The following is a 26,267-nucleotide window of genomic DNA, read 5'->3' as shown; positions in this document are numbered from 1 at the left end:
CGGTCCTAGAACTGTTTTGGTTCTGTGCTACGATCAATGATCCACTTTTCTCAGATTGCAACCCGCTGGGCCGCTGCCCAAGCGGGTTTTGCTGTTTATCGGAGTTTTTGAATGTCCTTGAAGGCACAGATCACGGAAGACATGAAGGCCGCCATGCGCGCCAAGGAAATGGATCGTCTGGGTACGATCCGCCTGCTGCAGGCCGCCATCAAGCAGCGCGAGGTGGACGAACGCATCGAACTTGATGATGCCGCCGTGCTGGCCGTGGTCGACAAGATGATCAAGCAGCGCAAGGACTCCATCACCGCGTTCCAGCAGGCCAACCGTGAGGATCTGGCTGCCAAGGAAGCTGCTGAGATTGCTGTGTTGCAGATCTACATGCCCGCGCAGCTGTCGGAAGACGAAGTTGACGCCGCTGTGCGTGACGCCGTGGTCAAGGCCGGTGCTGCCGGCCCGCAGGACATGGGCAAGGTCATGGGCATCCTCAAGCCGGCCCTGGCTGGCCGTGCCGATATGACGCAAGTCTCGGCCCGCGTGAAGGCCGCGCTGACCGGCGCTTGATTCCCCTCCACACCCGCAGCACCCCTGGGGCGCATCCCGCGTGATCCCGCAGCCGTTCATTGACGACCTGCTCAACCGCGTCGACATCGTCGACGTGGTGGGGCGCTACGTCCAATTGAAGAAGGGCGGCGCCAACTTCATGGGGCTGTGCCCGTTCCATAACGAGAAGTCGCCGTCGTTCTCGGTGTCGCCCACCAAGCAGTTCTATCACTGCTTTGGCTGCGGCGCGCATGGCTCGGCCATCGGCTTCCTGATGGAATTTTCCGGATTGTCGTACGTCGAGGCCATCAAGGACCTCGCGCAGTCCGTGGGCATGGTGGTGCCCGAAGAGCGGGGCGGCTAGCCCCCCGCCGCCCGCGCCGAGCAGCAAGCCAAGACTGTCGCACTCGGCGACATCATGGCCCGCGCCTGCGAGCACTATCGCAAGCAGCTGCGCAGCGCCCCTAACGCCATCCAGTACCTCAAGGGCCGCGGCCTGACCGGCGAGATCGCCGCGCACTTCGGCCTTGGCTACGCGCCCGACGACTGGCAGTCGCTCGAAAGCGTGTTCGGTCCGTACCGCGAAGACGCCACCGCCGCGCCGCTTATCGAAGCCGGCCTTGTCATCGAAAGCGAGAAGACCGCCGCCGACGGCTCGCACCGCCGCTACGACCGCTTCCGCGATCGCATCATGTTCCCCATCCGCAATACCAAGGGCGTGGTGATCGGCTTTGGCGGCCGGGTGCTGGGGCAGGGCGAACCGAAATACCTCAATTCCCCCGAGACGCCGCTGTTCAGCAAGGGTACCGAGCTGTATGGCCTGTTCGAGGCGCGTAACGCCATCCGCGAGTTCGACTACGTACTGGTCGTCGAAGGCTACATGGACGTCGTCGCACTGGCGCAGCTCGGGTTTGCCAATGCCGTGGCCACGCTGGGCACGGCCTGCACGCCGATCCACGTGCAGAAACTGCTGCGGCAGGTCGACACCGTCATCTTCTCGTTTGACGGCGATTCCGCCGGGCGCCGCGCCGCGCGTCGCGCGCTGGAAGCCTGCCTGCCGCACGCCACCGACAACAAGACGATCAAGTTCCTGTTCCTGCCATCCGAGCACGATCCGGACAGCTTCGTCCGCGAAGAAGGCACCGAAGCCTTCGCCCGCGAAGTGCACAACGCGATGCCGCTGTCGCGCTTCCTGCTGCAGGCCGTGACCGAAGACCTCGACCTGCGCCAGCCTGAAGGTCGTGCCCGCGCCCAGTACGAAGCCAAGCCGCTGCTCACGGCGATGCCGTCCGGCGGTCTGCGCTTGCAGATCGTGCGCGGCCTGGCCGATATGACCGGCACGACCCCTGCCGATATCGAAGCGCTGTGCGGCCTGCGCAGCGACCCCGCTCAGGTTGGCCGCATGACGCAAAAGCGCCCGCGTGTGGCGCGTACCGCACCAACTGCGCTGGAGCAAAAGCTGCTGCGCCTGCTGATGCGCTATCCGGCCCTGGCCGCTCGACTCGATGCCGATGCGCGTGCCCAGTTGACGGCGCCGGAATTGCCCCAAGGTGAGGTATTGGCGGGGTTGCTGGCCGAATGCGATGCCGCGAGCTCCGAGATGCACTTTGGTGCCTTTGTCGAGCGCCTGGGCCAGACGCCGTATGCCGAGGCTTTCGCCGGACTGCGCATGACCGTGCTCGAAGACGACATCGAACTGGAGCCGGCCACCATGGAGTTCGATAGCGCCGTGCAAAAGATGCTTCTTGCGTCGCACAAGCGCGAGCTTGAGATGTTGCTGCGCAAGGTGGAAAGCGGTCACGCCAGCGATGGCGATAAAGAGCGCATGCGCTGGCTGTTAAGCGAGACGAGCCGCCGGTAGCTTGTGTAGCGCACACGTCCCGGCATAAACCTAACTGGGGCGGGCAATTGCGGGTAGCCCCTTGATTTTTCAGGCGAAAACCCGATTTTCGTTTAGACCGGCTGGGTCTGGCGTGCTAGAATAGCCGGTTTGGATTGCAATACCTTTTTCCCATTTTTGGGGGAGTGAGCGTGCCCATGGTGAAGGTGAAGACCTCCGCGAAGGCCGGTTCCAAGGCCAGTCCTGCTTCTGTTTCTGCCACGCGATCCTCATCGGCGCACGGCGCCGGGGGAGGAAAGACCGCAGCGGGAACGGCGAAAGTCGCGAATGGTCGGAGCCATATGGGGCAGGCGGTAGTCAAGGCCACTGCGCCGGCAAAGACGGGGAAAGCCCAGCCGCGCCAGACCGCCGAGATTACTGTTGCCGCCAAGCCCGTCAAGGCAGCAGCGCGCGCAAAAGGCGCAATCCAGTCTTCAACTGCAGACAAGGTCTCGACGTCGATCAGCACGAGCGCCAGACCTGGCGGCAAAACAGCCGCTTCAGTCGCACTCAAGGGCAAGACAACCACCGTGGCGAAATCGAAAGCTACCGAAGTCGAGAGCAAGCAGACCCCTGCCAGCGCAAGCGCAACCAAAACGGGTACCGCTCGTACCAGCACCGCAGCCAAGCCAGCCAAGGCAACCGCGGAAGACACCAAGCGCACCGCCCAGGCAGAGGCCACCCCCACAACTCCTCCTGCGCCTCGCGCCGAAGCAGCAGCCGAGCCCAAAAAGCGCGGCCGCAAGCCCAAAGCAGAAACGCAGGCAGACGATGACAGCAGCACGGACGTGACTGAAGAATTTGACACCCCCGCCGCTCCGGCACCGAAAACCGACAAGCTGAAGGCCCGTGACCGCAAGGCCAAGGAAAAAGCCCTGCTCAAGGAGTTTGCTGCTTCGCAGCAAGGTGGTTCGGAAGAAGAGCTCGAGGCTCGCCGCCAGAAGCTCAAGGCGCTGATCAAGCTGGGCAAATCGCGCGGCTACCTGACCTACGCCGAAATCAACGACCACCTCCCCGACGACATGGTCGACGTGGAGTCGCTGGAAACGTTGGTCGCCACGCTCAACGACATCGGCGTTGCCGTGTACGAGCAGGCGCCGGACGCTGAAACGCTGCTCCTGAACGACAACGCGCCTTCCGTCACAACGGAAGAAGAGGCTGAGGAAGAAGCCGAAGCCGCGCTGTCAACGGTTGACTCCGAATTCGGCCGCACGACCGACCCGGTGCGTATGTACATGCGCGAAATGGGCACGGTCGAGCTGCTGACGCGCGAAGGCGAAATTGTCATCGCCAAGCGCATCGAAGCCGGCCTGAAGGACATGGTCATGGCCATCTCGGCCTGCCCGGTCACCATCTCCGAGATCCTCGCCATGGGCGAGCGCGTCGCCAACGACGAAGCCAAGATCGACGAGTACATCGACGGTCTGATTGACCCGAACGCTGACGCCGAAGCTGCCGCCGCGGCCGCTGACGAAGAAGAAGACTTCGAGGACGAAGAGGCCGAAGAAGAGGGCGACGAAGAGGAAGACGAGGACGATGAAGGTGCTGGCGCTGCCGCAGCTTCGGCCCGTCAACTCGAAGAGCTCAAGCAGGCTGCGCTGGTCAAGTTTAGCGTGATCGCCGACCAGTTCGACAAGATGCGCCGCGCGTTCGAGAAGGAAGGCTACAAGTCCAAGCCGTACGTGAAGGCGCAGGAAGCCATCCAGGCTGAACTAATGAGCATCCGTTTCACCGCACGCAACGTCGAGCGTCTGTGCGACACGCTGCGTGGTCAGGTGGACGAAGTGCGCAAGCTGGAACGCGCCATCCTGAACATCGTGGTCGACAAGTGCGGCATGCCGCGTGGCGACTTCGTTTCGCGCTTCCCGGGCAACGAGACCAACCTGAAGTGGATCGAAACCGTGGTGGCCGATGGCAAGCCGTACAGCGCCATCGTCGAGCGTAACGTGCCGGCCGTGCATGAACTGCAGCAGAAGCTGATCGACCTGCAGGCACGCGTGGTGCTGCCGCTGACCGAGCTCAAGGACGTCAATCGCAAGATGTCGGAAGGCGAACGTCGCGCGCGTGAAGCCAAGCGCGAGATGACCGAGGCCAACCTGCGTCTGGTGATCTCGATTGCCAAGAAGTACACGAACCGCGGTCTGCAGTTCCTCGACCTGATCCAGGAAGGCAACATCGGCCTGATGAAGGCGGTGGACAAGTTCGAATACCGTCGCGGCTACAAGTTCTCGACGTACGCCACGTGGTGGATCCGTCAGGCCATCACGCGCTCGATCGCCGACCAGGCGCGCACCATCCGGATTCCGGTGCACATGATCGAGACGATCAACAAGATGAACCGCATCTCGCGTCAGATTCTGCAGGAAACCGGCAATGAGCCGGATCCGGCAACGCTGGCCGAGAAGATGGAGATGCCGGAAGACAAGATCCGCAAGATCATGAAGATCGCCAAGGAGCCGATCTCCATGGAAACGCCGATCGGTGACGACGACGACTCCCATCTGGGCGACTTTATCGAGGACACGAACACGTTGGCCCCGGCTGAAGCGGCGCTGCATGGCTCCATGCGCGGCGTGGTGAAGGACGTGCTCGACTCGCTGACGCCGCGCGAAGCCAAGGTGCTGCGCATGCGTTTCGGTATCGAGATGAGCACCGACCACACGCTGGAAGAAGTCGGCAAGCAGTTCGATGTGACACGTGAGCGTATTCGCCAGATCGAAGCCAAGGCGCTGCGCAAGCTGCGTCACCCGAGCCGCTCAGACAAGCTGAAGAGCTTCTTGGAAGGTAGCTGATCAATGCCGGAAGGTGGGCTGCGGCCAACTTTCAGGTAAAATTCACGATGTGGCCCGGCCTAATCCGCCGGGTCAATTTTTTGTCGGTTGTCCGTTCGGGCACCGCTCTTTGGGCCTCTAGCTCATGCTTGGTTAGAGCAGCGGACTCATAATCCGTTGGTGCCGGGTTCGACTCCCGGGGGGCCCACCATCGCTTTTTTTATTTGCGCAAATCTTTCTGTCGAACGGCTTTCTGCTATTTCATGCGGAACCGTATCGGGACTGATTTTTGCTGGCGCATATATCTCAAGAAATATATCCGTTTCGACATAATTCGGTTATGTCGCACTGCACGATATTCCCCCCTACGAGTGAGGGGGAGGGGTTTAAAACACTTCAAACGAAGCGAATTCATTCTCTCGTTTGAAATGCTGCCAAATGGCGCCGCGCCTGCTTGCGTGAGGCATTGCAGGCAATGTTTTGAATGAAATCTCTATTTACTTCACAGTCTGTGCAGACCATAGTGACACGCATAACGACAAGTAAATAGCCAGTAGCGTACCCTTCGGAGACACAGGATGTTACGCATTCAAAACGGGCCTTTCCAGCATTCCGCTTCTGCGCATGCCCACGCGCGTCACCGCCATCGTCATCATCGCAGCGAGCCGGGTTTCTCGGGTTAGCTGCAACACCCCGACTGGTTTTGGCATCGGCTCCCAACCGATTAGTGCGTTACGTGAGTTAACGCGCGCGACAAAACACGTCCGTCGTTTTTGTTGATTTGCAGGATTGATCTGCCACCGGGGCAGGTCGTGCGCTGTCGGCTGTCGTACGCCGGCAGGCGGGGGTATTGGCTGGCATTTGCCGGCAAAAACACAACAAGTTTCAGAACGTGAGGAGACAACCATGGGTAGTCGACGTCATCTTTTTATTGTCATGGCAACCAGTTGCATAGTCGCGATGCCGTTCATCGGCGGGTGCGGTGGCGCGGACGATCCGGGCTCGTCGGCTGTCGCGCAGTGCTCGGGTAGCTCTTGCCCGCCCAGCGGGCCAAACACCACGCCAACCACGCCGACAAGCCTGTGCCCGGCCGCGCTGGACTACACGACCACCTACACCGGTGGTTCCGGCAGCGGTGAGTACATCAAGGTCAAGTTCGACACGAGCAAGAACACGTATCAGATGCAGTTCATCGAGTCATCGGTGCCGACCTCGGCCGGGCAGGTGAACAACACGCGCAAGGGCCTGACGATCAACGGCACGTTTGTTCATCCGACCAACCTGCCGACGCCTGAACAAAACCGCTGCGCCTTTGTACTGCAGTCGGGCAAGACGGCGGACAACAGCTACGCGATCACCGTCAACCCACAAGACCCGCCGACACTGTTTGTTGGTCAGGGCATCGTGGGCGGCGGCATTCCGGGTGCGACGATCCAGTTCGACGGCATTACGGTGGCCCCGGGTTTTCCTCCGCTCGCAGTGGTGCCGTCTCGCACGTTTGATTTCTACCCGTTCCTGGGCTTCTCACAAACGGTGACGGACTTCACGCAGGTGGCCGGGCACTACAACGAGGTGGGGGTGCATGTGACGCCCACGGGTTCGGCCAGCCAGACCACGGGGCCGGAAGGTTGGGCGCCTGACGCCGTCAACTGGACGCAAACGCTGAACGCGGACGGTACGTGTACGGCGGAGGGTATCGACTACTCGTGCCACACGACCGGCACACCGTGGAAGCTGCGCCAGAACGCTGATGGTTCTCAGGACAACGTGTTTGTCAGCAACCCTTTGGCGGCCAATTTATCGTATCCGTACGTCGGCCAGGTCTCGCCAATCATCTTGTTTACGCCGAGCCAAGCCAAGGGGATTCTGATTGCCGGCAAGCTCAACGGGCAGGTGATACCGGTCGTGATTCGCGTTGGCTTCTCGCATAGCGATCAGGTCAATCCGCTGGCTTCCGCAGGTGATGACCAGATCGGCATCTCGATCCTGACGCCTGTGGCGACTATCCCGACCAACGCGCTTGCGGGTGGCTATATCGGCGCGACCAGTGCATCCGCGTGTGGGGTGGTGACCAACAACGGCCCGAGCTCGTTACAGGCTGGCTTCAACGGCTTGAACGCCACGGTCAATCATCCTGAGCTGTCTGGCACGTATACGGGCGGCTTCTTCTATTCGAACGTCGGCAACTGCAGCGATGGCACCGCTGTCTCCACGCTGGCCGCCAACTACACATCAACGCTGTTCCAGAACGGCACAGCCGCTTTCATTAACCCGTTCAACTCGCGGGTGACGGCGCAGTTCTCGCTCGACTACACGCAAGCCTCGCCGGGCAAGTTGCTGGTCACCGCGCAGAACGACTTCAACGCGCAGGGCGCCAGCGGCAACGTCGCGTTGTTCAAGGCGGGCGACAAGGGCGTCGCAGTCAAGGTGGGCAACGTGTACGCAATGCTCATGAATAACAACAAGTACAACCCGTTCTTCACGGTCGGCGCGTTCGTCCAGTGAGGCACGCAGCACCGAAACCACATGCGGCGGCGCGTACGAAGTGCACGTGCCGCCGCAACTGAACAACAACATGGAGGAGACGCAAATGCAATGGCGTAAATGGCTGGTCGTATTGGCGTGTGCACCGATGGTGACCGCGTGCGGTGGCGGCGGGGATGATCCGCCGGCCCCGGTGATCCAGCGCCTGTGTCCGCAGGCCATCGACTACAGCACCGTTTTCACGGGCGGTTCCGGTTCTGGCGAGTTGGTAAAGGTACAGCTCGACACCACCAAGATGACGTACCAGATCACGTATCTGGCTTCGCCGATTCCGGTGACGACAGGCACGGTGGCGCCCACACGCGACACCGCACCCAACAACGTACAGACGGGCACGCTGACGCAGGAAACTGCACTGCCGACCGAGAAGCTCAATCAGTGCGCGTTCCGACTGAACAACGCAAGTCTTGATCCGAGCCGGCCGGCGCGTTTCTTCCTGGGTCAGGGCGTGCTGGGCGGCACGATTCCGGGCGCGACGATCCAGTTCAACGGCATCGTTGGCGTGGGCAAGATTGCGCAAACCACGTTCCCGTACTACCCGTTCATCAGCTTCTCGAACACCGAGACGGACCTGACCAAGATCGCGGGCAACTACAACCAGCTCGGCTACCACCAGGTGCCATCGCAGAGCTTCTCGCAGCAGGCGGTCGATGCGCGCTTCACCATCAACGCGGACGGCACCTACACCGAGTGCGACAACCTGGGCGTGAAGAACGGCGGCGCGTGCCTGACATCGAGCGCAACGGTCAACCAGAAGCTGACGCTGCGCGCGGACTCGTCTGCCTTCACCACGCTGAACTATCAGCCGCAGGTGCCGGCCACGCTGGCGTCGCTTGACCCAACCAAAGCCGGCAAGGGCGTACTGATCGTGGGCAAGCTGTACAACCAGCTTGTGCCGATCTTCATCCGCGTGGGGGCGGCCAACTCGGACCTGACTGCCGGCCCGCCGGTGGCTGATGACGAGTCCGGCATTTCGTTCCTGGCACCGACCACCAACATTGCGCAGGGTTCGCAAGACGGCGAGTACACGGGTGTGGACAGCACGTTCAACTACCGCGCGACCGCGCTGGTGGGCGCACAGGCCACGATGCTCGATCCGTTCAATGCGTCGCAGGTCGCGCTTACCCGTCCGCTGAATCTGGATTTCACGCAGACAGTACCCGGCGTGATCCGCACCACGCAGACGAGCGCTCCGGCCGGTTCGGCCCCAACCGGCAAGCTGATCTTTACCGGCAAGACCTTCGGCTTCCTGGATATGAGCGATACGAAGAACCCGTACTTCACCGTGGGCGCCTTCGTGCAGTGACGTTTCCGGAATAACACGCCACGGGGTGCGGCCAGCATGACCGAAAGTCGCGCCGCGCCCCGCTCAGAACAACAGGAGGAAGCATCATGAAGAAACTGACTGTCGCATTGGTGGCCGCCTGCACATCCGCAGGTGCCATGGCGCAGCAGGCGGGTGACAACGTGGCAACGGTGGGCTGGTTCCACATCATGCCGCAGGATTCGAGCAACAACCTGACCACCAGCGTGATCAACGCGCCGATCAACGATCCGCTGCGCTTGCCAGGCAGCTTCACGTCGCCCAACAGCGGGCTGCGTGTGAGCAATGCCAACACGCTGGGCATCACGCTCACGCATTTCTTTACCGACAACATTGCATTGACCACGATTGCCGGTGTACCACCCGAGTTCAAGCTCACCGGGCATGGGGTGATTCGTGCGCCCGGGCCAGCGGGAGCACTCGGCCACGTTGACCTGGATGACCCGTCCAACCAGCCCGCTGTGCGCAAGGCGCGCCAGTGGAGCCCCGGGATCATCCTGCAGTGGTACTTCGGGAACGCGCAGTCGAAGTTTCGGCCGTTTGTTGGCGCGGGGGTGGTCTACAGCTTCTTCACCAACATCGAGTTGAACCCGAACTTCTCGGCCGCGGTGAATCGTGAACTGGGCAGCGTGCTGGCGGCGGGAGCGGGCAAGCCGGGGCCGACGTATGTGGAGGGGAAATCGTCGGCATCCTGGTCGCCCATCTTCAACCTGGGCGCGAGCTACGCGATTAATGAGCGCTGGGCACTGACGGCCACGGTGTCGTACCTGCCGCTCAAGACGGAGGCGGCCACCGTGATCAAGGCGGCGGACGGCACCACGCTGGCCACCACCAAGACCACGCTCAAGGCCAATCCGATCATCACGTTCATTGGGGTGTCGTACAAATTTTAGCCAGGCGTCGGCTGTCTGCGCCTGGCTAATTGGCGCGGCGTGAACCGAGCGGGAACCGGTTTGCGCCGCATTCTTAAGGCGGTTTCAACCGTCAGTTTTAGTGAGGCAATAAATGAGCACACGTAAAGTCGTATCTCTTGCAGTTGCACTCGCACTTGCCACCGTAGCAGCCACACCCGCATTTGCCGTGACCGTATCGCGCGCTGATGGTCAACCGATGAACCCGAGCGGCGAGCCGTTCTCGGTTACCGGTACGACCAATCTCTCAAAAGGATCGACCAACGCGCAATGCCAAGCCACGTTCAATGGCACCATCACGCCCGCCGGCATCGTCAACATCACGTCGACGACGTTCTCGGGCGGTACGCTATGCGGCTTTATCAGCGGCGTCACCCCTTGGACGGGGCAGGCCGATAGCACGACGCAGCTGACGATCAACAATGCCGCCGTCAATGTGTTCCTGTTGGGCAGTTGCGGGCCAAGCTCCGTTGCGACGACCTGGGACAATGTCGCGTCTTCGTTGACGTTCACCAACGCATCGATGAAACCGGACTGTACGGTGAGCGGTACCGTCTATTCATCACCGAAGTTTACGGTGGCGCCGTAAGCACGCCCCTGGTCGACCTGCGGATGCGCAGCCGCGGTTGATCGGTATGAGACAAAGGCCCGGCATGTCGGGCCTTTTTTCTTTTCGATAGCTCAACTCAACTGAGTATCAACAACATGGCGATGTCCGTCACGTTGTTGGGCTCGTGCGGCCCAAACAGGGTAGTCATGCAATGGAATAACGCCATGTCATCGATGACCGCTACGGATGCGACGCTTTTCCCAAATGGCACCATCTCTGGAGCGCTGCGAACGTCGCCGATGTTTGTCGTTCACTAGCGCCTTGCGTTTCGAAGTGAAGCAATACCCCCGTCGCCAATAGCGACAACGCATGTGCATCGGGAGTGTCATGATCCGGGCTCCCACCGTTGCAACGGGGCAGCGGTTTCTCCTTCGGAGCCAAGACATGCGTTTGCCTACCTCTGCCGCTGTGGCCATCACACTGGCCACGTCCATCGGATTCGCCCACGCCCAGACTGCCGCCCCCGCGCCTGCCGCTACGCAGCAACGCACCCAGGTGCCCGGCTACTACCGCATGGCCCTGGGCGATGAAGTTGTTACCGCGCTCTATGACGGTTACATCGATCTGCCGGCCAAGACACTGGTGGGCATGAGCGCACAATCGGTGCAGAGCCTGCTGGCGCGGATGTTCGTGTCGAGTACGCCGGGCATGCAGACGGCCGTGAACGGTTACCTGATCGACACGGGCAGCCAGCGCATCCTGGTCGATACCGGCTCGGGCACGTGTTTTGGCCCGACTATGGGCAGCCTTGCCGGCAACGTGCGCGCGTCGGGCTATCAGCCAGAGCAGATCGACGTCGTGCTGCTGACCCATCTGCACCCGGATCACGCATGTGGCCTGCTGACACCGCAAGGGCAGCAGGCTTTCCCGAACGCGCAGGTCTACGTGGCGGCATCGGAAGCCGATTTCTGGCTGAGCGAGACGATTGCCGCTTCCAAGCCCAAGGATATGCAACCGTTCTTCAAGATGGCGCGCGATTCGGTGGCGCCGTATGCGGCAGCCGGCAAACTCAAGCAATTCAAGCCGGGCGATGCGGTGCTGCCGGGCGTGCGCTCGGTGGTCGCCAGCGGACATACGCCGGGCCATAGCGGCTACCTGTTTGCCTCCAAGGGGAAAAGCTTGCTGGTGTGGGGCGATATCGTGCACAGCCACGCCGTGCAGTTCCAGCACCCTGAGGTTGCGTTTGAATACGACGTTGACCAGAAGCAGGCCGTTGTCTCGCGCCGCAAACTGTTTGGCGAAGCGGCGCAAGACAAGCTCTGGGTGGCCGGCGCGCACCTGCCATTCCCGGGCCTGGGCCATGTGCGCCGTGACGGCAAGGCGTTTGCGTGGGTGCCGATCGAGTACGGCCCCTTGCGCACGGATCGCACAGACTAAGCCGTCACACGCCTGCTGGCCGCTTCATCTTGCAAGTGGTTGGCAGGTCGAGGTCCTTGGCTGCGGTGGTGCTCTCCGTCTTGTGGCCCCACTGGGTGCCGTCGTAGCCAACTTTGACGGTCTTGCCATCCACCGGCGCGATGGTTGATACCACCTGCGGCAGCAGCAACTGGTGGTCGCTCTTGCGCATCGTGATGTCGCCCAGGAAGCTCTGCTTCTGCATGCCCTCCAGGGCCAGCGCAATCTTGAGCGGGTCGGTGGAGTTAGCCTTGCGGATGGCGTCGGTGACGAGTTCGACGGAAAGCACGGTGCGCGGCGCGAAGTGCTCGCCAGCGGGCGTCTGGCGCACGCGCGCATCCATCTGCATCAGTTGCGCGTTGCCGTTGCCCGGCGTCCACTCAGACACCCACGTCACCTTGCCAATCTTGGCTTGCGATACCGCCAGCACGGTGCCCGGCGCGCCCGCGCCGCTGTGGTTGAGATAACGCACGTCGTAGCCCATGTCGCCGTCGGCCTTGATGAGCAGGTTCAGGTCCTGCCCCCAGTTGCCCGTGAGGAGCGTATCCGCGCCGGTCGCCTTCGCCTTGGAGACGTAGGGCGCGAAATCCTTCACCTTGCCGATCGGGTGCAGTGTCTCTCCCGTGAACTGCACGTCTGGCCGCGCCGCTGAGATCATTTGCTTGCCCAGTGATGCCCACAGCCGCCCGTGCGCGTAATCCTGGTTCAGCGAGTAGACCTTGCGGATGTCGGGCTGTGTCTTCACGAAGTTGGCCAGCGCGCGCATCTTCATGGCCGTGTTAGCCTCGGTGGCGAAGTGCCAGAAGCTGCAGTGCGCGCCGGTCAGGTCGGGGTCGATCGAGGCGTAATTGATGATCAGCACGCGCTTGTCGGGGTTGCGTTCGTTGTGCTTGGTGGCCGCGTCGACCATGGCCGCCACCACGGACGATCCCGACCCGCCGGTGAAGACGATCTTCGCGCCCGCATCGATAGCGCTCTGCAATGCCGACAGGCTGTCTTGCGCCGACAGCTTGTTGTCGTAGGTCGACAGTTCGTAGCGCGCGCCATTCAACACGCCTTGCGGTTGCGCGTTGGCATCGTCGATGCCGAGTTTCAGGTTGGCGAGGAATTGCTCACCCACATTCGACAGGGGCCCGCTCAACTGGTCGATGAACGCCACCTTGATCGGCGCAGGGTCTGCTGCATGTGCCAGCGGCGCACATAGCACCGCAGTCGCACAGGCCAACGCGGACAGCGGACGGGCAAAGCGGGTCGATGCAGACATGGCTCCTCCTTGTTATGTGGTGTGTGCTGTCTTCTCGTCTACCACGTATCGATGAAGCGGCGCGTGGCCGGGTCGCGTGTGTGGCGCGGTGGTGCGGGTGGCGCCGATTGCAGCCCGCGCAGTAGCCAGCGACGCGTGTCGGCCGGGTCGATCACGGCGTCGATCTCCAGATAGCTGGCGATGTTGAGCGCCCGGCCTTCCTCATAAGCGGCATCGACCATCTTGCGGAACAGTGCTTCGCGCTCGGTGGGGTCTTCCACCGCTTCCAGCTCTTTGCGGTAGCCGAGGCGGATGGCGCCTTCGATGCCCATGCCGCCGAACTCACCGCTTGGCCACGACGCGGTAAAGAACGGCGCATGGAAGCCGCCGGCCGCCATGGCCATCGCCCCGAGGCCGTAGCCCTTGCGCAGCACGACGGTAAAAAAGGGCACCCGCAGATTGCCGGCCGTGACGAACATGCGGCTGACATGGCGCACGGTGGCCGTTTTCTCCGCTTCCGGGCCGACCATGAAGCCTGGCGTGTCGCACAGCGAGACGATGGGCAGGTCGAAGGCGTTGCACAACTGCATGAAACGCGACGCCTTGTCGGCCGCTGCCGAATCGATGGCGCCGCCTAAATGGCGCGGGTTGTTGGCGATGCAGCCGAACGCGCGGCCCTCAATGCGGATCAGCGCGGTGATGATGCCCACGCCAAAGGCCTGTCGCAGCTCCAGCACCGAGTCGGTATCGGCCAGCGCTTCGATCACGGCGCGCATGTCGTAGCTGCGCATGCGGTTTTCGGGAATCACGTGGCGCAGGTGGCGTGCGTCGCCAGCATTCCAGTCTGCAAGCGGCCCCTGGAAGTAGCTCAGGTAGCGGCGCGCGGCGTCCACCGCTTCGGTTTCATCTTCGACCAGCACGTCGATCACCCCGTTGGGAGCCTGCATGCCGACCGGGCCGACTTCCTCGGGCGCGTACACGCCCAAGCCCCCGCCTTCAATCATGGCCGGACCGCCCATGCCGATGGTTGCGTCGCGCGTGGCGATGATCACGTCGGCGCAACCCAGCAGTGCGGCGTTGCCGGCAAAGCAGCGGCCGGACACGATGCCGACGGTCGGCACCAGTCCTGACAGACGTGCAAAGTGGATGAACGTCGGGCAGTCCAGGCCGCTCACGCCGCGCTTTTCGGTATCGCCCGGCCGGCCGCCGCCGCCTTCGGCAAACAGCACGACCGGCAGCTTCCATTGCTGCGCCAGTTCCAGCGCGCGGTCAGTCTTCTTGTGGTTGAAGGTGCCCTGTGTGCCGGCCAGCACGGTGTAGTCGTAGGCGAGCACCATGCAGCGCGCCTCTTGGTCAGGGAAGTGCGCGCCGTTGACCGTGCCGATACCGGTGATGATGCCGTCGGCCGGCGTCGAGCGGATCAGGTCATCCAGCGCGCGCCGCTGGCGTTGTGCTGCGATGGCCAGTGCGCCGTACTCGATGAATGAGCCGGCATCGCACAGGTGCGCGATGTTCTCGCGTGCGGTGCGCTGGCCGGTCTTACGGCGGCGGGCGACGGCATCCGGGCGGTTGGTGTCGAGCCCAAATGCGTGGCGGTCGATGACGGCTTGTAGGTCGGGGCGGATGTGGTCGAGGTCAATCTCGGCGTCGGCGGATTCGGTCTGGTGTTCTACGCCGCCCAGGATCAGTGCGACCAGCGGCTGGCCTTCGCGCACCGTGGCGCCGGGCTGTGCGCACACCTGCAGCACCTGCCCGGAAGCGGGCGCGAGCACCACGTGCTCCATCTTCATCGCTTCGATCACAGCCAGTACTTGTCCGCGCGCTACGGTCTCGCCGGGTTGGGCGTTGAGCTGAATCAGTGCGCCGTCCATCGGCGCGGTGAGCAGTTCGGCATCGTCTGGCAACGCATCCAGCAGCGATTCGCCAGAATCGGTCGGTCGATCGGCTGACACATCCGCTGATGCATAGAGCGCGGGATGCGCGCCGTCGCTGGCGGTCACCAGTTCGGCCAGGCGCGCGTCGAGAAATTGCGTGTGCACGGCGTTGGCTTGCACCTGTGCGTCGCTCAGCAGGTCCTGCAGCAGACGCTTGTTGGTCACTAACCCTTCGATGCGGAACTCGCACAGCGCGCGGTAGGTTTGCGCCAGGGTTTGCGCATAGGTGCCGCGTGGCGCGAGCACGATCAATTTGGCCAGCAGCGAATCGAAACGCGGGTTGGGGCGGTAGCCGGCGTAGCCGCAGGTATCGACGCGTACTCCCGGGCCATTGGGCGGTTCGAACGCGGTGAGTGTGCCGGTCGAAGGATGCGGCTGGCCAGACGCATCAAGTGTCTCGGCATTGATGCGCACCTGCACGGCATGGCCGCGTGGCGTGATCGGCTGGTCGAGCCCCAACTCCGCGAGCGATGCACCTTGCGCCAGCGCCAGTTGCGTCACCACCAGATCGACGCCGGTCACCATCTCCGTGACGGTGTGCTCGACCTGCACGCGCGGGTTGGCTTCCATGAAGTGGAACGTGGCATGCGGTGTGCCTGCGCCTTCCACGAGGAATTCGAACGTGCCAATGCCGCTGTAGCCTGCTGCTTTGGCAAGCGCCACAGCTGCATCGGCAATGCGCGCGCGCAGCGCATCGTCCAACGCGGGGCTGGGCGCAATCTCGATCAGCTTCTGGTGACGGCGCTGCAGGCTGCATTCGCGCTCGCCGAGGTGCGCGACATTGCCATGCGCATCGGCGACGATCTGGATCTCGATATGGCGCGGCGTGGGTACCAACGCTTCGACATACACATCGCCACTGCCGAAGGCGGCGGTGGCTTCCGATACGCAGCGCGCGTAGGCCTCGGGAATCGCCAGTGCATCGTGCACGGCACGCATGCCGCGTCCGCCACCCCCGGCCACGGCCTTGATCATCATGCCGTGCGAGGGCGGCAGCGCGGCGAAGAAGGCTTGCGCATCTTCGAGCGACGTCGCCCCGCGCGTGCCGTTGACAATGGGGATGCCTGCTTCATGCGCGAGCGCCCGTGCGCGCGCCTTGTCGCCAAAGAGGTCGAGCACGCGTGGCGCTGGCCCGATGAACTGCACACCCTCCTCAGCGCACCGGCGGGCAAAGGCGGCGTTCTCACTCAGGAAGCCGTAGCCTGGGTGGATGGCGGTGGCGCCCACGGCGCGTGCGGCGGCGAGGATGGCCTCTCCATCGAGATAGGCGCGTGGGCCGGTGCCGGGTAATGGGACGGCTTCATCTGCGCGCAGCGCGTGCAGTGCATTACCGTCGTCTTCGGAATAGATGGCGACGGAGGGCAGCCCGGCTGCAGCGGCTGCGCGGGCAATGCGAATGGCGATCTCGCCGCGATTGGCGATCAGCAGTTTGCGAAACGTCATGGAGCAAGCGTGGGTTGAAGCTGTTCTGCGATCGGTGCGAGATCCTGCTTGCGCACCTTGCCGGTGGCGGTGAGCGGTAGCGCGTCGACGATGCGCACGATGGGCACCTTGTAGACGGCCATGTTCTCGCGGCACCAATGGGTGAGTGTGGCGTCGTCCAGCGTGCCGATGGCCTCAGGGCGCAGCATCACGAAGGCGACCGGGAGTTGACCGCGCTGTTCATCGGCGCGACCCACCACGGCAGAACCGAGCACCGCAGGGTGTTTGCCGAGCATGGCTTCGATTTCGGCCGGGAACACGCTCATGCCGTTGACCTTGAGCATCTCCTTGCGGCGGCCGAGGTAGTGGATGTAGCCGTGTGCGTCGATGCAGCCGATGTCGCCGGTGTGGAACCAGCCGTTGCGCAAGGTCTGCGCGGTGGCCTCGGGCTTGTTCCAGTAACCCTTGAGCAGCGAGGGTGTACGTACGCACAGTTCGCCTTCTGCACCAATGGGCAACAGTTCGTGTGTGTCGAAATCGCAGATCTTGAAGTCGGTGCCCGGCACCGGCAGGCCCACGAAGATCGGCTGCGAGCGCAGATCGAAATCGTCTTCCTGCATGCCGACCGTGAAGCTGTTGCAGGTCTGTGTTTCGGTCATGCCCCAGGCGCTCTCGGCCATCATCGAGCCGGTGAGTGCGCGCCACGCACGGCGGTACTCTGGGTTCAGCTTCTTCACGAAGGACGACACACCGGTATGCCGCAGTGAGCGCAGGTTGTATTCGTGCACACGCGGATGCGCCATGACTTCGGCCGCGCTGTCGACCAACATCGAGCCGTTGGTCACGCGGTAGCGCTGCACGCCGGCCATGAATGCCTCCGCATCCCAGCGCGCGAGCAGTACCAGCGGCACACCGAGGAACGCGGGGAAGATCAACCCGGTGTTTTCGCCAGCAATCCAGAACTGCGGGTAGAAGCTGAGCATGACCGTGTCGGCATCGGCGCGCAGTGACACGGCTGAGAATGCAGCCGCCATGTCCACCATGTCGCCCTGAGTGTGGATACAGCCCTTGGGCAGGCCGGTTGTGCCGCCGGTGTAGTTGAGTGCGGCGGCGGTATCGAGCGAGGCGGGCGGCAGGGTGATCGGCACGGTTTTCGCCAACGCCGGCAGCAAGTCGACCGCATCGTCGCAAGCCAGTGGCGGCTCCGTAAGCATTGCCGGGAGCGGCAGCGTCGGCTGCGCGGGAAGCACATCCGCATAGCGCGTGACGAAGATGTGTTCGAGCGATGTTTCGGCCCGCACATCACGCACCAGCGGCATCAGGCGGTCCAGCGCGACAATGGCACGCGGTGTTGCATCGGTCAGTGCATGCATCAGTTCGGCGCGCTGAGAAAGCGGGCTGATCGGCACGTACACGGCGCCCCGTTTGAGGATGCCAAAGAACACCGCATTGAACTGCGGACAGTTCGACAGGAACACCGCCACCCGGTCGCCTGCCCCAATACCATGCTGCGCGAGCAGGGTGGCAAAGCGGTCGGAGAGATCATCCAACTGGGCGAACGTGGTGTCGTGTCCGTAGAAGTGGATGGCGGGCGTGTCTGGCGTGGTGCGCGCCCAGTGGCGCAGATATTCGGTGAGGGGAACGCGCCCGATCGGGTAGTGGGGCTCGCGGGGGGTATCGACCGGCCATGCGCGCGCCCAGAGCGCGCGAACGCGGCCGAGATACTCGGACTCGTCCATCGCCAAAGCTTGTCTCCGTTGGGTTGTGCAGTGCGTGCGCAAAGTGGCGCCGCGCTATCTATACTTTGTGGTAATTTTTTATACCATTGGGTAGAAATATAGAAAGCGCCGTTTGATGCGTCAAGCATTTCAGCGGCGTGATGCCACCCCGATGCGCAGACGCGACGGCGCATCCAAAGGCGGCATGCGAGAATGCGCACCATGTCCATCGTCCGCAAATCTGCTGTTTCCGACGTGCAACCGTCCGCTGAAACCGAGGCTCCTGAGGCACCACCGGTCTCTGCGCCCGTCACGCGCCCGCATATCGCCGAGCGCCAGGAGGCGCGCCGCCGACAGATTCTTGATACTGCCGCCCAGCTCTTCTTCACCAAGGGCTATGCCGGTATGACGATGAGTGACTTGTGCGCCGCATTGGGCGTGACCAAGCCAGCGGTGTACTACTACTTCACCGACAAGTACGAGATCTTCGACATCCTCTGCCGCGAGGCCGCGCAAATCTGCCTGTCAGCCATCCGCGAGACCGCTGACGCGGCGCTGCCGGTGCGCGAGCGCCTACAGGCCTGCCTGCTGGAGATGGCACGCCGCTGCATCGACTGCCACTATGCGGCTGCGCTCACGTACCGTGACCGCCAATATTTGCGGCCCGAAACCGTGGAGTGGCTGCACGGCATGTCGCGCGGCTACTATCGCGATCTGTATGCGCTGCTGGACGAAGGCAAGCGCGCCGGCGTGTTTGAGTTTGGCGATGCGCGCGTCGCCGCGCACTCGATGGGGGGCGTGATGGGCTTCATGTACACGTGGCACGACCCCTCGCGTATCGACGCCAATGTGCTGGCGCACGAGTTGTCGAGCGCCATGATGAAGATCATCCTGCCGGCGGCCCCCAGCCCGGCAGTCAAACCCGAGTCTTGAGCGCCGCGCCCGCCGGTGTTTTCGGCATGGCGGGCAAGCGGAAGATCTCCGGCGTCATCAGGTCGATGCCGCAGTCGAGCGTTTCCACCCAATCGATGAAGCGGTTGACCATGGCTTTCCCACGGAAGGCCTGGCCGTGCTGCGGCACGATCCATTCGATATCCAGCCCACGCACCATCTGTGCCCACAAGCGGCAGACACGGTTGCCGCTCATGTAGCGGCGGTGGAAGGGCGCCATCAGCGGCAGGTGCGCGTCGAAATCTTCCACGGGCTTGGCAGCCACGTTGGCGTGCACCATCGATGCGCCCAGGTCGCCCGAAAAGAGAATCCGCGATTCCGGATCGTAGAACTGAAAGTTGCCCTCCGAGTGCAGGAAATGCGCCGGCACTGCCAGCAGATGCGATTGTCCCAGCGGGATCGCCATGCCCGTATCCGGAATCGGTACGATCCGGCCCTCGGTCTTACCCACGTTGCAGAAGTGCGGCAGAAAGCGCTCCCACACGCGCGAGATCAAGATGTCGCAACTGGAACTTGTGAGCCAGCGCCCAGCCGAGGCGACGATATCCGGGTCCGCATGCGAGGCGAGCACATAGTCGAGTTGCTTGGGCGGAAAGTAGCTGTTCATCGCCAGATAGAGCGCGTTGTACGTCATCTGGCCGCCCGGGTCGATCAGCGCGCCGTGGCCGTGATCGACAATGAGGAACTGGTTGGTCTGCACCGGCAGGTCGTCGTGATCGTCCACCAAGTCGGAAAACATCAGGCAGACATGCTCGGGCGTTTCATAAAGCGTGGTCACCATGGAGGGAGGGGGCGCAGGTTGGGATGCCCGATGGTCGCGCAGCATGGGCCTGGGCCTATTGATCCGTGTCAAGGCAGATGTGGCGCCCGCGCGGGTGCTGGCATGTCGTTCATCCGTCCCGTGCTGACCCTCACGTGATAAACTTTTGATTTTTAACGCTTTGCGCGAGCCGCTCGCTGTCAATTCCGACTGAGCCTGTTGCGCCTGCCATGCCCCTCGGCATGCTGCATCTCCCCCTATGAACACTGCGACAACGTCTGAAGCGCCGGTCAACGAATCGGTGACATTCGACAGCTTCGGCCTGCACACGGACATCCTCCGTGCGCTGACCGAGAGCGGCTACACCAAGCCCACACCTATCCAGGCCGCCGCCATTCCGGTCGTTACCGCCGGCCGCGACGTCATGGGCGCTGCACAAACGGGCACCGGGAAGACCGCCGGCTTCTCGCTGCCGATTCTTCACAACCTGCTGCCTGACGCCAACACCAGCGCGTCGCCGGCGCGCCACCCGGTGCGGGCGCTGATCCTCACGCCCACGCGCGAGTTGGCCGACCAGGTGTACGACAACGTTGCCAAGTACGCGAAGTACACGGCGCTGCGTAGCGCGGTCGTGTTTGGCGGCGTCGACATGAACCCGCAGACCGAGCAACTGCGTCGTGGCGTGGAAATCCTTGTCGCCACGCCGGGTCGCCTGCTTGACCACGTGCAGCAACGCAGCGTGAACCTGTCGCAAGTGCGCATGCTGGTGCTGGATGAAGCCGACCGCATGCTCGACATGGGTTTCTTGCCCGACCTGCAGCGCATCATCAATCTGCTGCCGGCGCATCGCCAGACGCTGCTGTTCTCGGCCACGTTCTCGCCCGAGATCAAGAAGCTGGCCTCCAGCTACCTGCGCCATCCGCAGACGATCGAAGTGGCACGCAGCAACGCTACGGCAGAGAACGTCCGCCAGGTCATCTACACGGTGCCGGACAATCACAAGCAGGCCGCGCTCGTGCACCTGCTGCGCCAGCGCGCTGACCAAGGCCTGCCGCGCCAGTGCATCGTGTTCTCCAACAGCAAGATCGGCTGCTCGCGTCTGGCGCGTGCGCTGGAGCGCGAAGGCATCAATGCCAACGCCATCCACGGCGACAAGACGCAGACCGAGCGCATGCAGACACTGGAAGCCTTCAAGCAGGGCACCGTTGATGTGCTGGTCGCCACCGACGTGGCAGCGCGTGGCCTCGACATCTCGCAGATGCCATGCGTGATCAACTTCGACCTGCCGTTCAACGCAGAAGACTACGTGCACCGCATCGGCCGCACGGGCCGTGCCGGTGCCTCGGGCGACGCGCTGTCGCTGTTTGCGCCGGGTGATGAGCGCTTCCTGGCCGACATCGAAAAGCTGATCAAGCGCAACCTGCCGCGCGAGCAACTGACTGACTTCGACCCGACCGGCGAACAGGCCCGTGACCGTGAACGCCGCGAGCGCGATGAAAAGCGTGCCCGCGGTGAAGTCCGTCGCGCCCGGGAGCGCGATGAGCGCAACGGCGCCCGTGTGCTCGATCACACGATCGTGCGCCCGGCATTCCGTCCGTCGGACGATCCGTTCTTCAATCGTCCTTACGAATCGACGGCGCCGGCCGAAACGGCAGAGACGGCCAAGCCAGCACAATCGGCTGGCCACCCGCGCAGCGCCAAGCGCCCGATCGCAGCACTCCTTGGTGGCGTGCCGCGCAAGCGTTAAGTTGTAGCGTTGAAAACGGCGACAGCTATGTCGCCGGGGACAATTGCGCGATGCGATTGGCCCAGGCCGGGACGGCGTCTCGGTAAAACCCCTCCAGATCTTCCGCCCGAATCTCCAGCCCCAGATGCCGCGCCGCTTCAGTCAGCGCGGCTAACGGCTGGCTGCGGTTGATGGCGCGTGCGCCGGTCTGTTTGCTGAGCTTCTCACCGTCGGCGTTGACCACCACCGGCACGTGCATGTAGCGCACGGGCGGTAGCCCAAGCAGTTGCTGCAGATAGATCTGGCGCGGCGTCGAGTCGAGCAGGTCGGCACCGCGCACCACATCGGTGATGCCTTGTGCGGCATCGTCTGCCACCACCGCAATCTGATACGCCCACATGCCATCGGCGCGCTTGAGTACGAAGTCGCCCACGGCTTCGGCGATGTTCTGGCACTGCGTGCCTTGCCAGCGGTCCTCAAAGCAGATTGTGGCGGTGTCGGCCTCCGGCACGCGCACACGCCATGCGCGCGGTGGGCGCCCATTCAAGCCGTTGCGACAGGTGCCAGGGTAGATGAGCGTCTGATGGCGCAGGCGGCCATTTGCGTCGATGGTGGTGACGGAGTCCGCAATCTCGCGACGCGTGCAGCCGCACGGATAGAGCTGGTCGATGGCCTGCAGTTGCGCCAGCGCTGTTTCGAAACGATGCAGGTGCGCGCTCTGCCATTGCGGCGCTTCGTCAGGCGCCAGGCCGAACGCTTCGAGTGCGGCAAGGATGTCGCGATCGGCGCCGGGCACGTTGCGCTGGAAGTCGATGTCTTCAATGCGCACCAGCCACGTGCCGCCATGCACGCGGGCGTCAAGCCAGCTTGCCAGCGCGGTCACCAGTGAACCGATGTGTAGGGGCCCCGTGGGCGAGGGCGCGAAGCGGCCGCGGTACGTGCCGCGCGCCGGTGTGGCAGAAGGTTCGGGGAAATCGAGATTGGCTTGGGACAACGCAAAACTCCAGGCACGGATTCCACTATTTTGCGCGATTTTGCCGGCGTGCCCCCGCAATTGCCGCTACTGCATCAGCAGTGCCTGCGCCAGACGCGGGTCTTCCAGCTTGTCGACCCACCATTGCAATGCCTTGCCGCGCATGTTGTTGCGCCACGCCACCTGGAATGTGCCGAGACGGCGATCTTCGGTGGTTTCCTTGGCGATCAGCACACCGGAATCGAGATAGGGTTGCGCCAGTGGCACCGGCAGCCAACCGCAGCCCAGGCCACGGATCTGCGCCTGGATCTTGTCGTCCATGGTCGGTACCACCAGCGTGTCTTGCCCGGCCATGACGCCAATGGTGCGCGCCGGCAGGTTGCGTGAGGTATCACCCACAGCAACGATGCGATGGCGCGCGATGGCCGCAGCAGGGACAGGCTCCTGTGCCTGCGCAAGCGGGTGGTGCGTCGCCACCGCAAATACGAATGGAATGGCGCCAAGCGTGCGCGTCTGCACACCCTGCACCGGCGCAGTGTGCGCGGGGCCAAGCATCAGATCGGCGCGGCCGGAGAGCAGCGCATCCCACGTGCCGCCCAGGACCTCACGGCTGAACCGCAGGCGCGTGGCGGTGTTCTCCGCGTAGAAATCCTGGATCACGGGCAGCAGCGCGCGGAAGTACACAAGGTTGTCCAGCACGATGGTCAACGTGGCTTCCCAGCCGGTGGCCAGGCGTTTGACGCGGCGGGCCAGATCGTCGGCGGCCTGTAGCAGGTGTCGGCCCTCGTCGAGCAGCGCACGGCCGGCGGGTGTCAGCTCTGCGCGGTGGCGGCGACGGTCAAACAGCAACACATCCAGGTCATCCTCCAGCTTGCGCACCACATAAGTGAGAGCGGAGGGCACCTTGCCCAGCTCATGCGCGGCGGCGGCAAAGCTGCCCTTGCGTTCAATCGCATCCAGTACTTCCAAAGATTCCAGCGAGAGCACCATATTCAGAATTTTTGATGAAATGAATCAAAGCCGTACGGCGCAACTATAGCCAATCTGCGTACCATTCACACATCAACGCAGTGATTTGGATAGGAGATTCATCAAAATGATTGAAATCCGCCCCTCTCAAGACCGAGGTTACGCAGACCATGGCTGGCTGAAGTCGTATCACAGCTTTTCGTTTGCCGATTACATGGACCCGGAACACGTTCAGTTCGGGCCGTTGCGCGTCATCAATGAAGACCGCGTCGCAGCCGGTATGGGCTTTGGCACACATGGCCACCGCGACATGGAAATCATCAGCTACGTGCTCGATGGCGAACTGGCCCACAAGGACAGCATGGGCAACGGCAGCGTACTGCGCCCCGGCGACGTGCAACGCATGACGGCTGGGACAGGCGTGCGTCATTCCGAGTTCAACCATGCGCAGGACCAGACCACGCATTTCCTGCAGATCTGGGTGCTGCCCGCGCAACTGAACCTCACGCCCGGCTACGAAGAGCGCCGCTTTGACGATGCGGCCAAGCGCGGCAAGCTGGCCCTCATTGCCAGCAACGACGGACGCAATGATTCGGTGACGGTGCATCAGGACATGTCGCTTTATGCTGGCCGATTCGATGGTGCTGAAACGTCGACGCTGCCCATCGTCGACGGCCGTCGTGCCTATGTGCACGTGGTGCGTGGCAAGGTCAGCGTCAACGGTCGCACGCTCGTCGGCGGCGATGCGGCCAAGCTGACGCAGGAAAGTGCGGTGACGCTTTCCGGCGGCGAAGACAGCGAAGTGCTGGTGTTCGATCTGCCGTAATGTTCGCGGCGCATGCTCGGTGCGCCGTTTTTCCTATTCTTGTTGTTCCCCTGCCGTTACTCCAACCCCAAGAGGATTCTCATGGCACGCGTTGCAGTCGTTTATCACAGTGGTTATGGCCACACCAAGAAGCAGGCCGAGGCCGTGTTTGCGGGCGTGAAGAACGCCGGCGCCGAGGCGCACCTGATCTCGGTCACGGACGTCAACGACGACACCTGGGCGCTGCTGGCCGATGTCGACACGATCGTCTTCGGCGCGCCAACCTACATGGGCGGCGTCTCGGGCGACTTCAAGAAATTTGCTGATGCCTCGTCCAAGGCATGGTTCACGGGCGCGTGGAAGGACAAGATCGCCGCTGGCTTCACGAACTCCGCATCGATGAACGGCGACAAATTTTCGTCGATTCAGTACCTGTGGACGCTGTCGCAGCAGCACGGAATGATCTGGGTGGGCACGGGCATGATGCCGGCCAATAGCAAGGCGGCCACGCGCAACGACGTGAACTACCTGGGTGGGTTTGGTGGTGCGCTGTCGCAATCGCCGTCGGATGTGAGCCCCGAAGAAGGCCCGCTGCCCGGCGATCTGGAAACCGCCAAGCTGTTCGGTGAGCGCATTGTCGCCATCACCAATCAGTTTGTGCGCGGCCGCCAGTAAGTCGGCGGATCGCCCAAAGAAAAACGCCGGCATGTCCGGCGTTTTTTGTGGGCTGCGCTGGTGTCAGAACCGCGTGCCGGCTCCGCAGAACACCCCCCGGTTCGAACCGCCCGCGCAACTTGTCGAGCAACCGCTCAGCACCGCAAGGCCGAGCATGGCGACGAGGAGCGCGGTAGCGAGGCGTTTCATGCGGCGGCGCGGGTTTGGTGGTCAGCGCAGTGCGGGCAGCGCTTGCCGGGGATGTAGTCGGCCGATTGTTGCTCTTCCGGCGTGACGACGGCGCGGCACGCAAAGCACTGCTTCGGGCCAGCCGGCAGCAGCTCAGCGTTGAGCGCGGTGCGGTGGTCGAAGACAAAGCAATCACCGTCGTAGTGGGCGCCACCCACTTCCTCGAAATACTTGAGGATGCCGCCTTCGAGCTGGTACACGCGCTCGACGCCGATCTCCTGCATGTGGATCGCGGCTTTTTCACAGCGGATGCCGCCGGTGCAGAACGACACGACGGTCTTGCCGGCAAAGTCATCCTTGTGCGCGGCAATGGCGGGCGGGAATTCGGTGAACTTCTTGAGGTTGTACTCGACGACGTTCTTGAAGGTGCCGACCGCGACTTCATAGTCATTGCGCGTGTCGAGCATCACCACGGGGCGGCCTTCGTCGTCGTGGCCCTGGTCCAGCCAGCGCTTGAGCTCCGGCGGGGTGACCGACGGCGCACGTCCGCTTTCCGGACGAATCAGCGGATGGCGCATGGTGATGATTTCTTTCTTCAGGCGCACCAGCAGGCGGCGGAACGGCTGGTGGTCGGACAGGCTTTCCTTCGGTGCCAGATCGGCAAAGCGCGGGTCGGCTCGCAGCCAGCCGACGATGCCGTCGATCGCCTCGCGCGAGCCGGCCAGGAAGATGTTGATGCCCTCGGGGGCCAGCAGCACGGTGCCCTTCAGTTCGCGCGCTTGGCATTCGGCCAGCAGCGCTGGGCGCAGGGTGTCGCGGTCATCGAGGGTGACGAATTTGTAAGCGGAAATATTGACGATCTGCATGTGCTGCCGCGCCGGTTTTGGGGCGCCTGGGTAACCCGTTGATTCGTAAGCCGAAATTATAACGGTCCCAATGACTGGGTGGC

General features: G+C 63.0%; 18 protein-coding genes, 1 tRNA gene and 2 pseudogenes. 14 read left to right on the top strand and 7 right to left on the bottom strand.

All coding sequences use genetic code 11. The features are described from left to right. Positions 1-111 precede the first annotated feature (111 nt). From R2N11_RS01195 to R2N11_RS01155, 10 genes and pseudogenes are all read left to right on the top strand, one after another. Positions 112-561, top strand: coding sequence for a GatB/YqeY domain-containing protein (locus R2N11_RS01195; RefSeq protein ID WP_316679844.1), 450 nt, complete (start codon positions 112-114; stop codon positions 559-561). Between the two features lie 40 nt (positions 562-601). After that, a pseudogene (dnaG, locus tag R2N11_RS01190) lies at positions 602-2,401 on the top strand (DNA primase). A gap of 320 nt (positions 2,402-2,721) precedes the next feature. Further along, positions 2,722-5,211 (top strand): RNA polymerase sigma factor RpoD, encoded by a 2,490-nt coding sequence (rpoD, locus tag R2N11_RS01185; protein ID WP_199027780.1) that lies wholly within the window; start codon positions 2,722-2,724, stop codon positions 5,209-5,211. 111 nt (positions 5,212-5,322) lie between these two features. Beyond that, a tRNA-Ile gene (locus tag R2N11_RS01180) sits at positions 5,323-5,401 on the top strand. A 695-nt stretch (positions 5,402-6,096) separates the two neighbouring features. Beyond that, on the top strand, positions 6,097-7,695 hold the full coding sequence (locus R2N11_RS01175) for a DUF2957 domain-containing protein (protein ID WP_199027778.1): 1,599 nt from the start codon (positions 6,097-6,099) through the stop codon (positions 7,693-7,695). Between the two features lie 85 nt (positions 7,696-7,780). Beyond that, positions 7,781-9,040, top strand: a complete 1,260-nt coding sequence (locus R2N11_RS01170; RefSeq protein WP_199027776.1) for a DUF2957 domain-containing protein — start codon at positions 7,781-7,783, stop codon at positions 9,038-9,040. A gap of 86 nt (positions 9,041-9,126) precedes the next feature. Beyond that, complete coding sequence (locus R2N11_RS01165) at positions 9,127-9,951, top strand: OmpW/AlkL family protein (protein WP_316679843.1); 825 nt, start codon at positions 9,127-9,129, stop codon at positions 9,949-9,951. Between the two features lie 112 nt (positions 9,952-10,063). Further along, on the top strand, positions 10,064-10,558 hold the full coding sequence (locus R2N11_RS01160) for a hypothetical protein (protein WP_199027772.1): 495 nt from the start codon (positions 10,064-10,066) through the stop codon (positions 10,556-10,558). A 98-nt stretch (positions 10,559-10,656) separates the two neighbouring features. Continuing rightward, positions 10,657-10,836 (top strand): annotated as a pseudogene (locus tag R2N11_RS26450) (hypothetical protein); the annotation flags it as partial. Positions 10,837-10,963: 127 nt separating this feature from the next. Beyond that, positions 10,964-11,956, top strand: a complete 993-nt coding sequence (locus R2N11_RS01155) for an MBL fold metallo-hydrolase (protein ID WP_316679842.1) — start codon at positions 10,964-10,966, stop codon at positions 11,954-11,956. Positions 11,957-11,960: 4 nt separating this feature from the next. On the opposite strand, the gene R2N11_RS01150 is transcribed toward R2N11_RS01155, so the two are convergent. Genes R2N11_RS01150 through R2N11_RS01140 form a run of 3 tightly spaced genes read right to left on the bottom strand, consistent with a single transcriptional unit; the run spans position 11,961 to position 18,312 of the window. Next, a complete protein-coding gene (locus R2N11_RS01150; RefSeq protein WP_316679841.1) occupies positions 11,961-13,238 on the bottom strand; it encodes a branched-chain amino acid ABC transporter substrate-binding protein in 1,278 nt (425 codons plus the stop codon). A 38-nt stretch (positions 13,239-13,276) separates the two neighbouring features. Beyond that, positions 13,277-16,594 carry an acetyl-CoA carboxylase family protein gene (locus R2N11_RS01145; protein ID WP_316679840.1) on the bottom strand — a complete coding sequence of 1,106 codons (3,318 nt, stop codon included), beginning with the start codon at positions 16,592-16,594 and terminating at the stop codon, positions 13,277-13,279. Further along, a complete protein-coding gene (locus R2N11_RS01140; RefSeq protein WP_316679839.1) occupies positions 16,591-18,312 on the bottom strand; it encodes an AMP-binding protein in 1,722 nt (573 codons plus the stop codon). Before R2N11_RS01140 ends, R2N11_RS01145 begins: the two co-directional genes overlap by 4 nt. Before the next feature lie 201 nt (positions 18,313-18,513). Between R2N11_RS01140 and R2N11_RS01135 the strand changes: the two genes are divergently transcribed. Then, a complete protein-coding gene (locus R2N11_RS01135; RefSeq protein WP_316679838.1) occupies positions 18,514-19,224 on the top strand; it encodes a TetR/AcrR family transcriptional regulator in 711 nt (236 codons plus the stop codon). Here the strand turns inward: R2N11_RS01135 and R2N11_RS01130 are convergent. Next, positions 19,208-20,023, bottom strand: a complete 816-nt coding sequence (locus R2N11_RS01130; RefSeq protein ID WP_199027760.1) for an oxygen-binding di-iron domain-containing protein — start codon at positions 20,021-20,023, stop codon at positions 19,208-19,210. The two genes, R2N11_RS01135 and R2N11_RS01130, sit on opposite strands and share 17 nt — an antisense overlap. Before the next feature lie 238 nt (positions 20,024-20,261). Between R2N11_RS01130 and R2N11_RS01125 the strand changes: the two genes are divergently transcribed. After that, positions 20,262-21,749 (top strand): DEAD/DEAH box helicase, encoded by a 1,488-nt coding sequence (locus R2N11_RS01125; protein WP_316679837.1) that lies wholly within the window; start codon positions 20,262-20,264, stop codon positions 21,747-21,749. A 25-nt stretch (positions 21,750-21,774) separates the two neighbouring features. Here the strand turns inward: R2N11_RS01125 and gluQRS are convergent, their stop codons facing one another. Both gluQRS and R2N11_RS01115 read right to left on the bottom strand, forming a co-directional pair. After that, complete coding sequence (gene gluQRS / locus R2N11_RS01120) at positions 21,775-22,722, bottom strand: tRNA glutamyl-Q(34) synthetase GluQRS (RefSeq protein WP_316679836.1); 948 nt, start codon at positions 22,720-22,722, stop codon at positions 21,775-21,777. 66 nt (positions 22,723-22,788) lie between these two features. Then, complete coding sequence (locus tag R2N11_RS01115; protein WP_316679835.1) at positions 22,789-23,691, bottom strand: LysR family transcriptional regulator; 903 nt, start codon at positions 23,689-23,691, stop codon at positions 22,789-22,791. A 106-nt stretch (positions 23,692-23,797) separates the two neighbouring features. Between R2N11_RS01115 and R2N11_RS01110 the strand changes: the two genes are divergently transcribed. Together R2N11_RS01110 and R2N11_RS01105 are read left to right on the top strand one after the other, a co-directional pair. Beyond that, complete coding sequence (locus R2N11_RS01110) at positions 23,798-24,496, top strand: pirin family protein (RefSeq protein ID WP_316679834.1); 699 nt, start codon at positions 23,798-23,800, stop codon at positions 24,494-24,496. Between the two features lie 81 nt (positions 24,497-24,577). Then, complete coding sequence (locus R2N11_RS01105; RefSeq protein ID WP_199027750.1) at positions 24,578-25,150, top strand: flavodoxin family protein; 573 nt, start codon at positions 24,578-24,580, stop codon at positions 25,148-25,150. Between the two features lie 185 nt (positions 25,151-25,335). Here R2N11_RS01105 and R2N11_RS01100 read toward each other — a convergent pair whose 3' ends face one another. Continuing rightward, entirely contained in the window at positions 25,336-26,184 is an 849-nt protein-coding gene (locus R2N11_RS01100) for a sulfurtransferase (protein WP_199027748.1), read from the bottom strand. Positions 26,185-26,267: the final 83 nt, after the last annotated feature.

The organism is Ralstonia flaminis (assembly GCF_958415495.1).
In the GTDB taxonomy this organism is placed as follows: Bacteria; Pseudomonadota; Gammaproteobacteria; order Burkholderiales; family Burkholderiaceae; genus Ralstonia; species Ralstonia flaminis.
The sequence above is the reverse complement of the archived record's forward strand: the minus strand, read 5'-3'. Positions and strand labels throughout refer to the sequence as shown.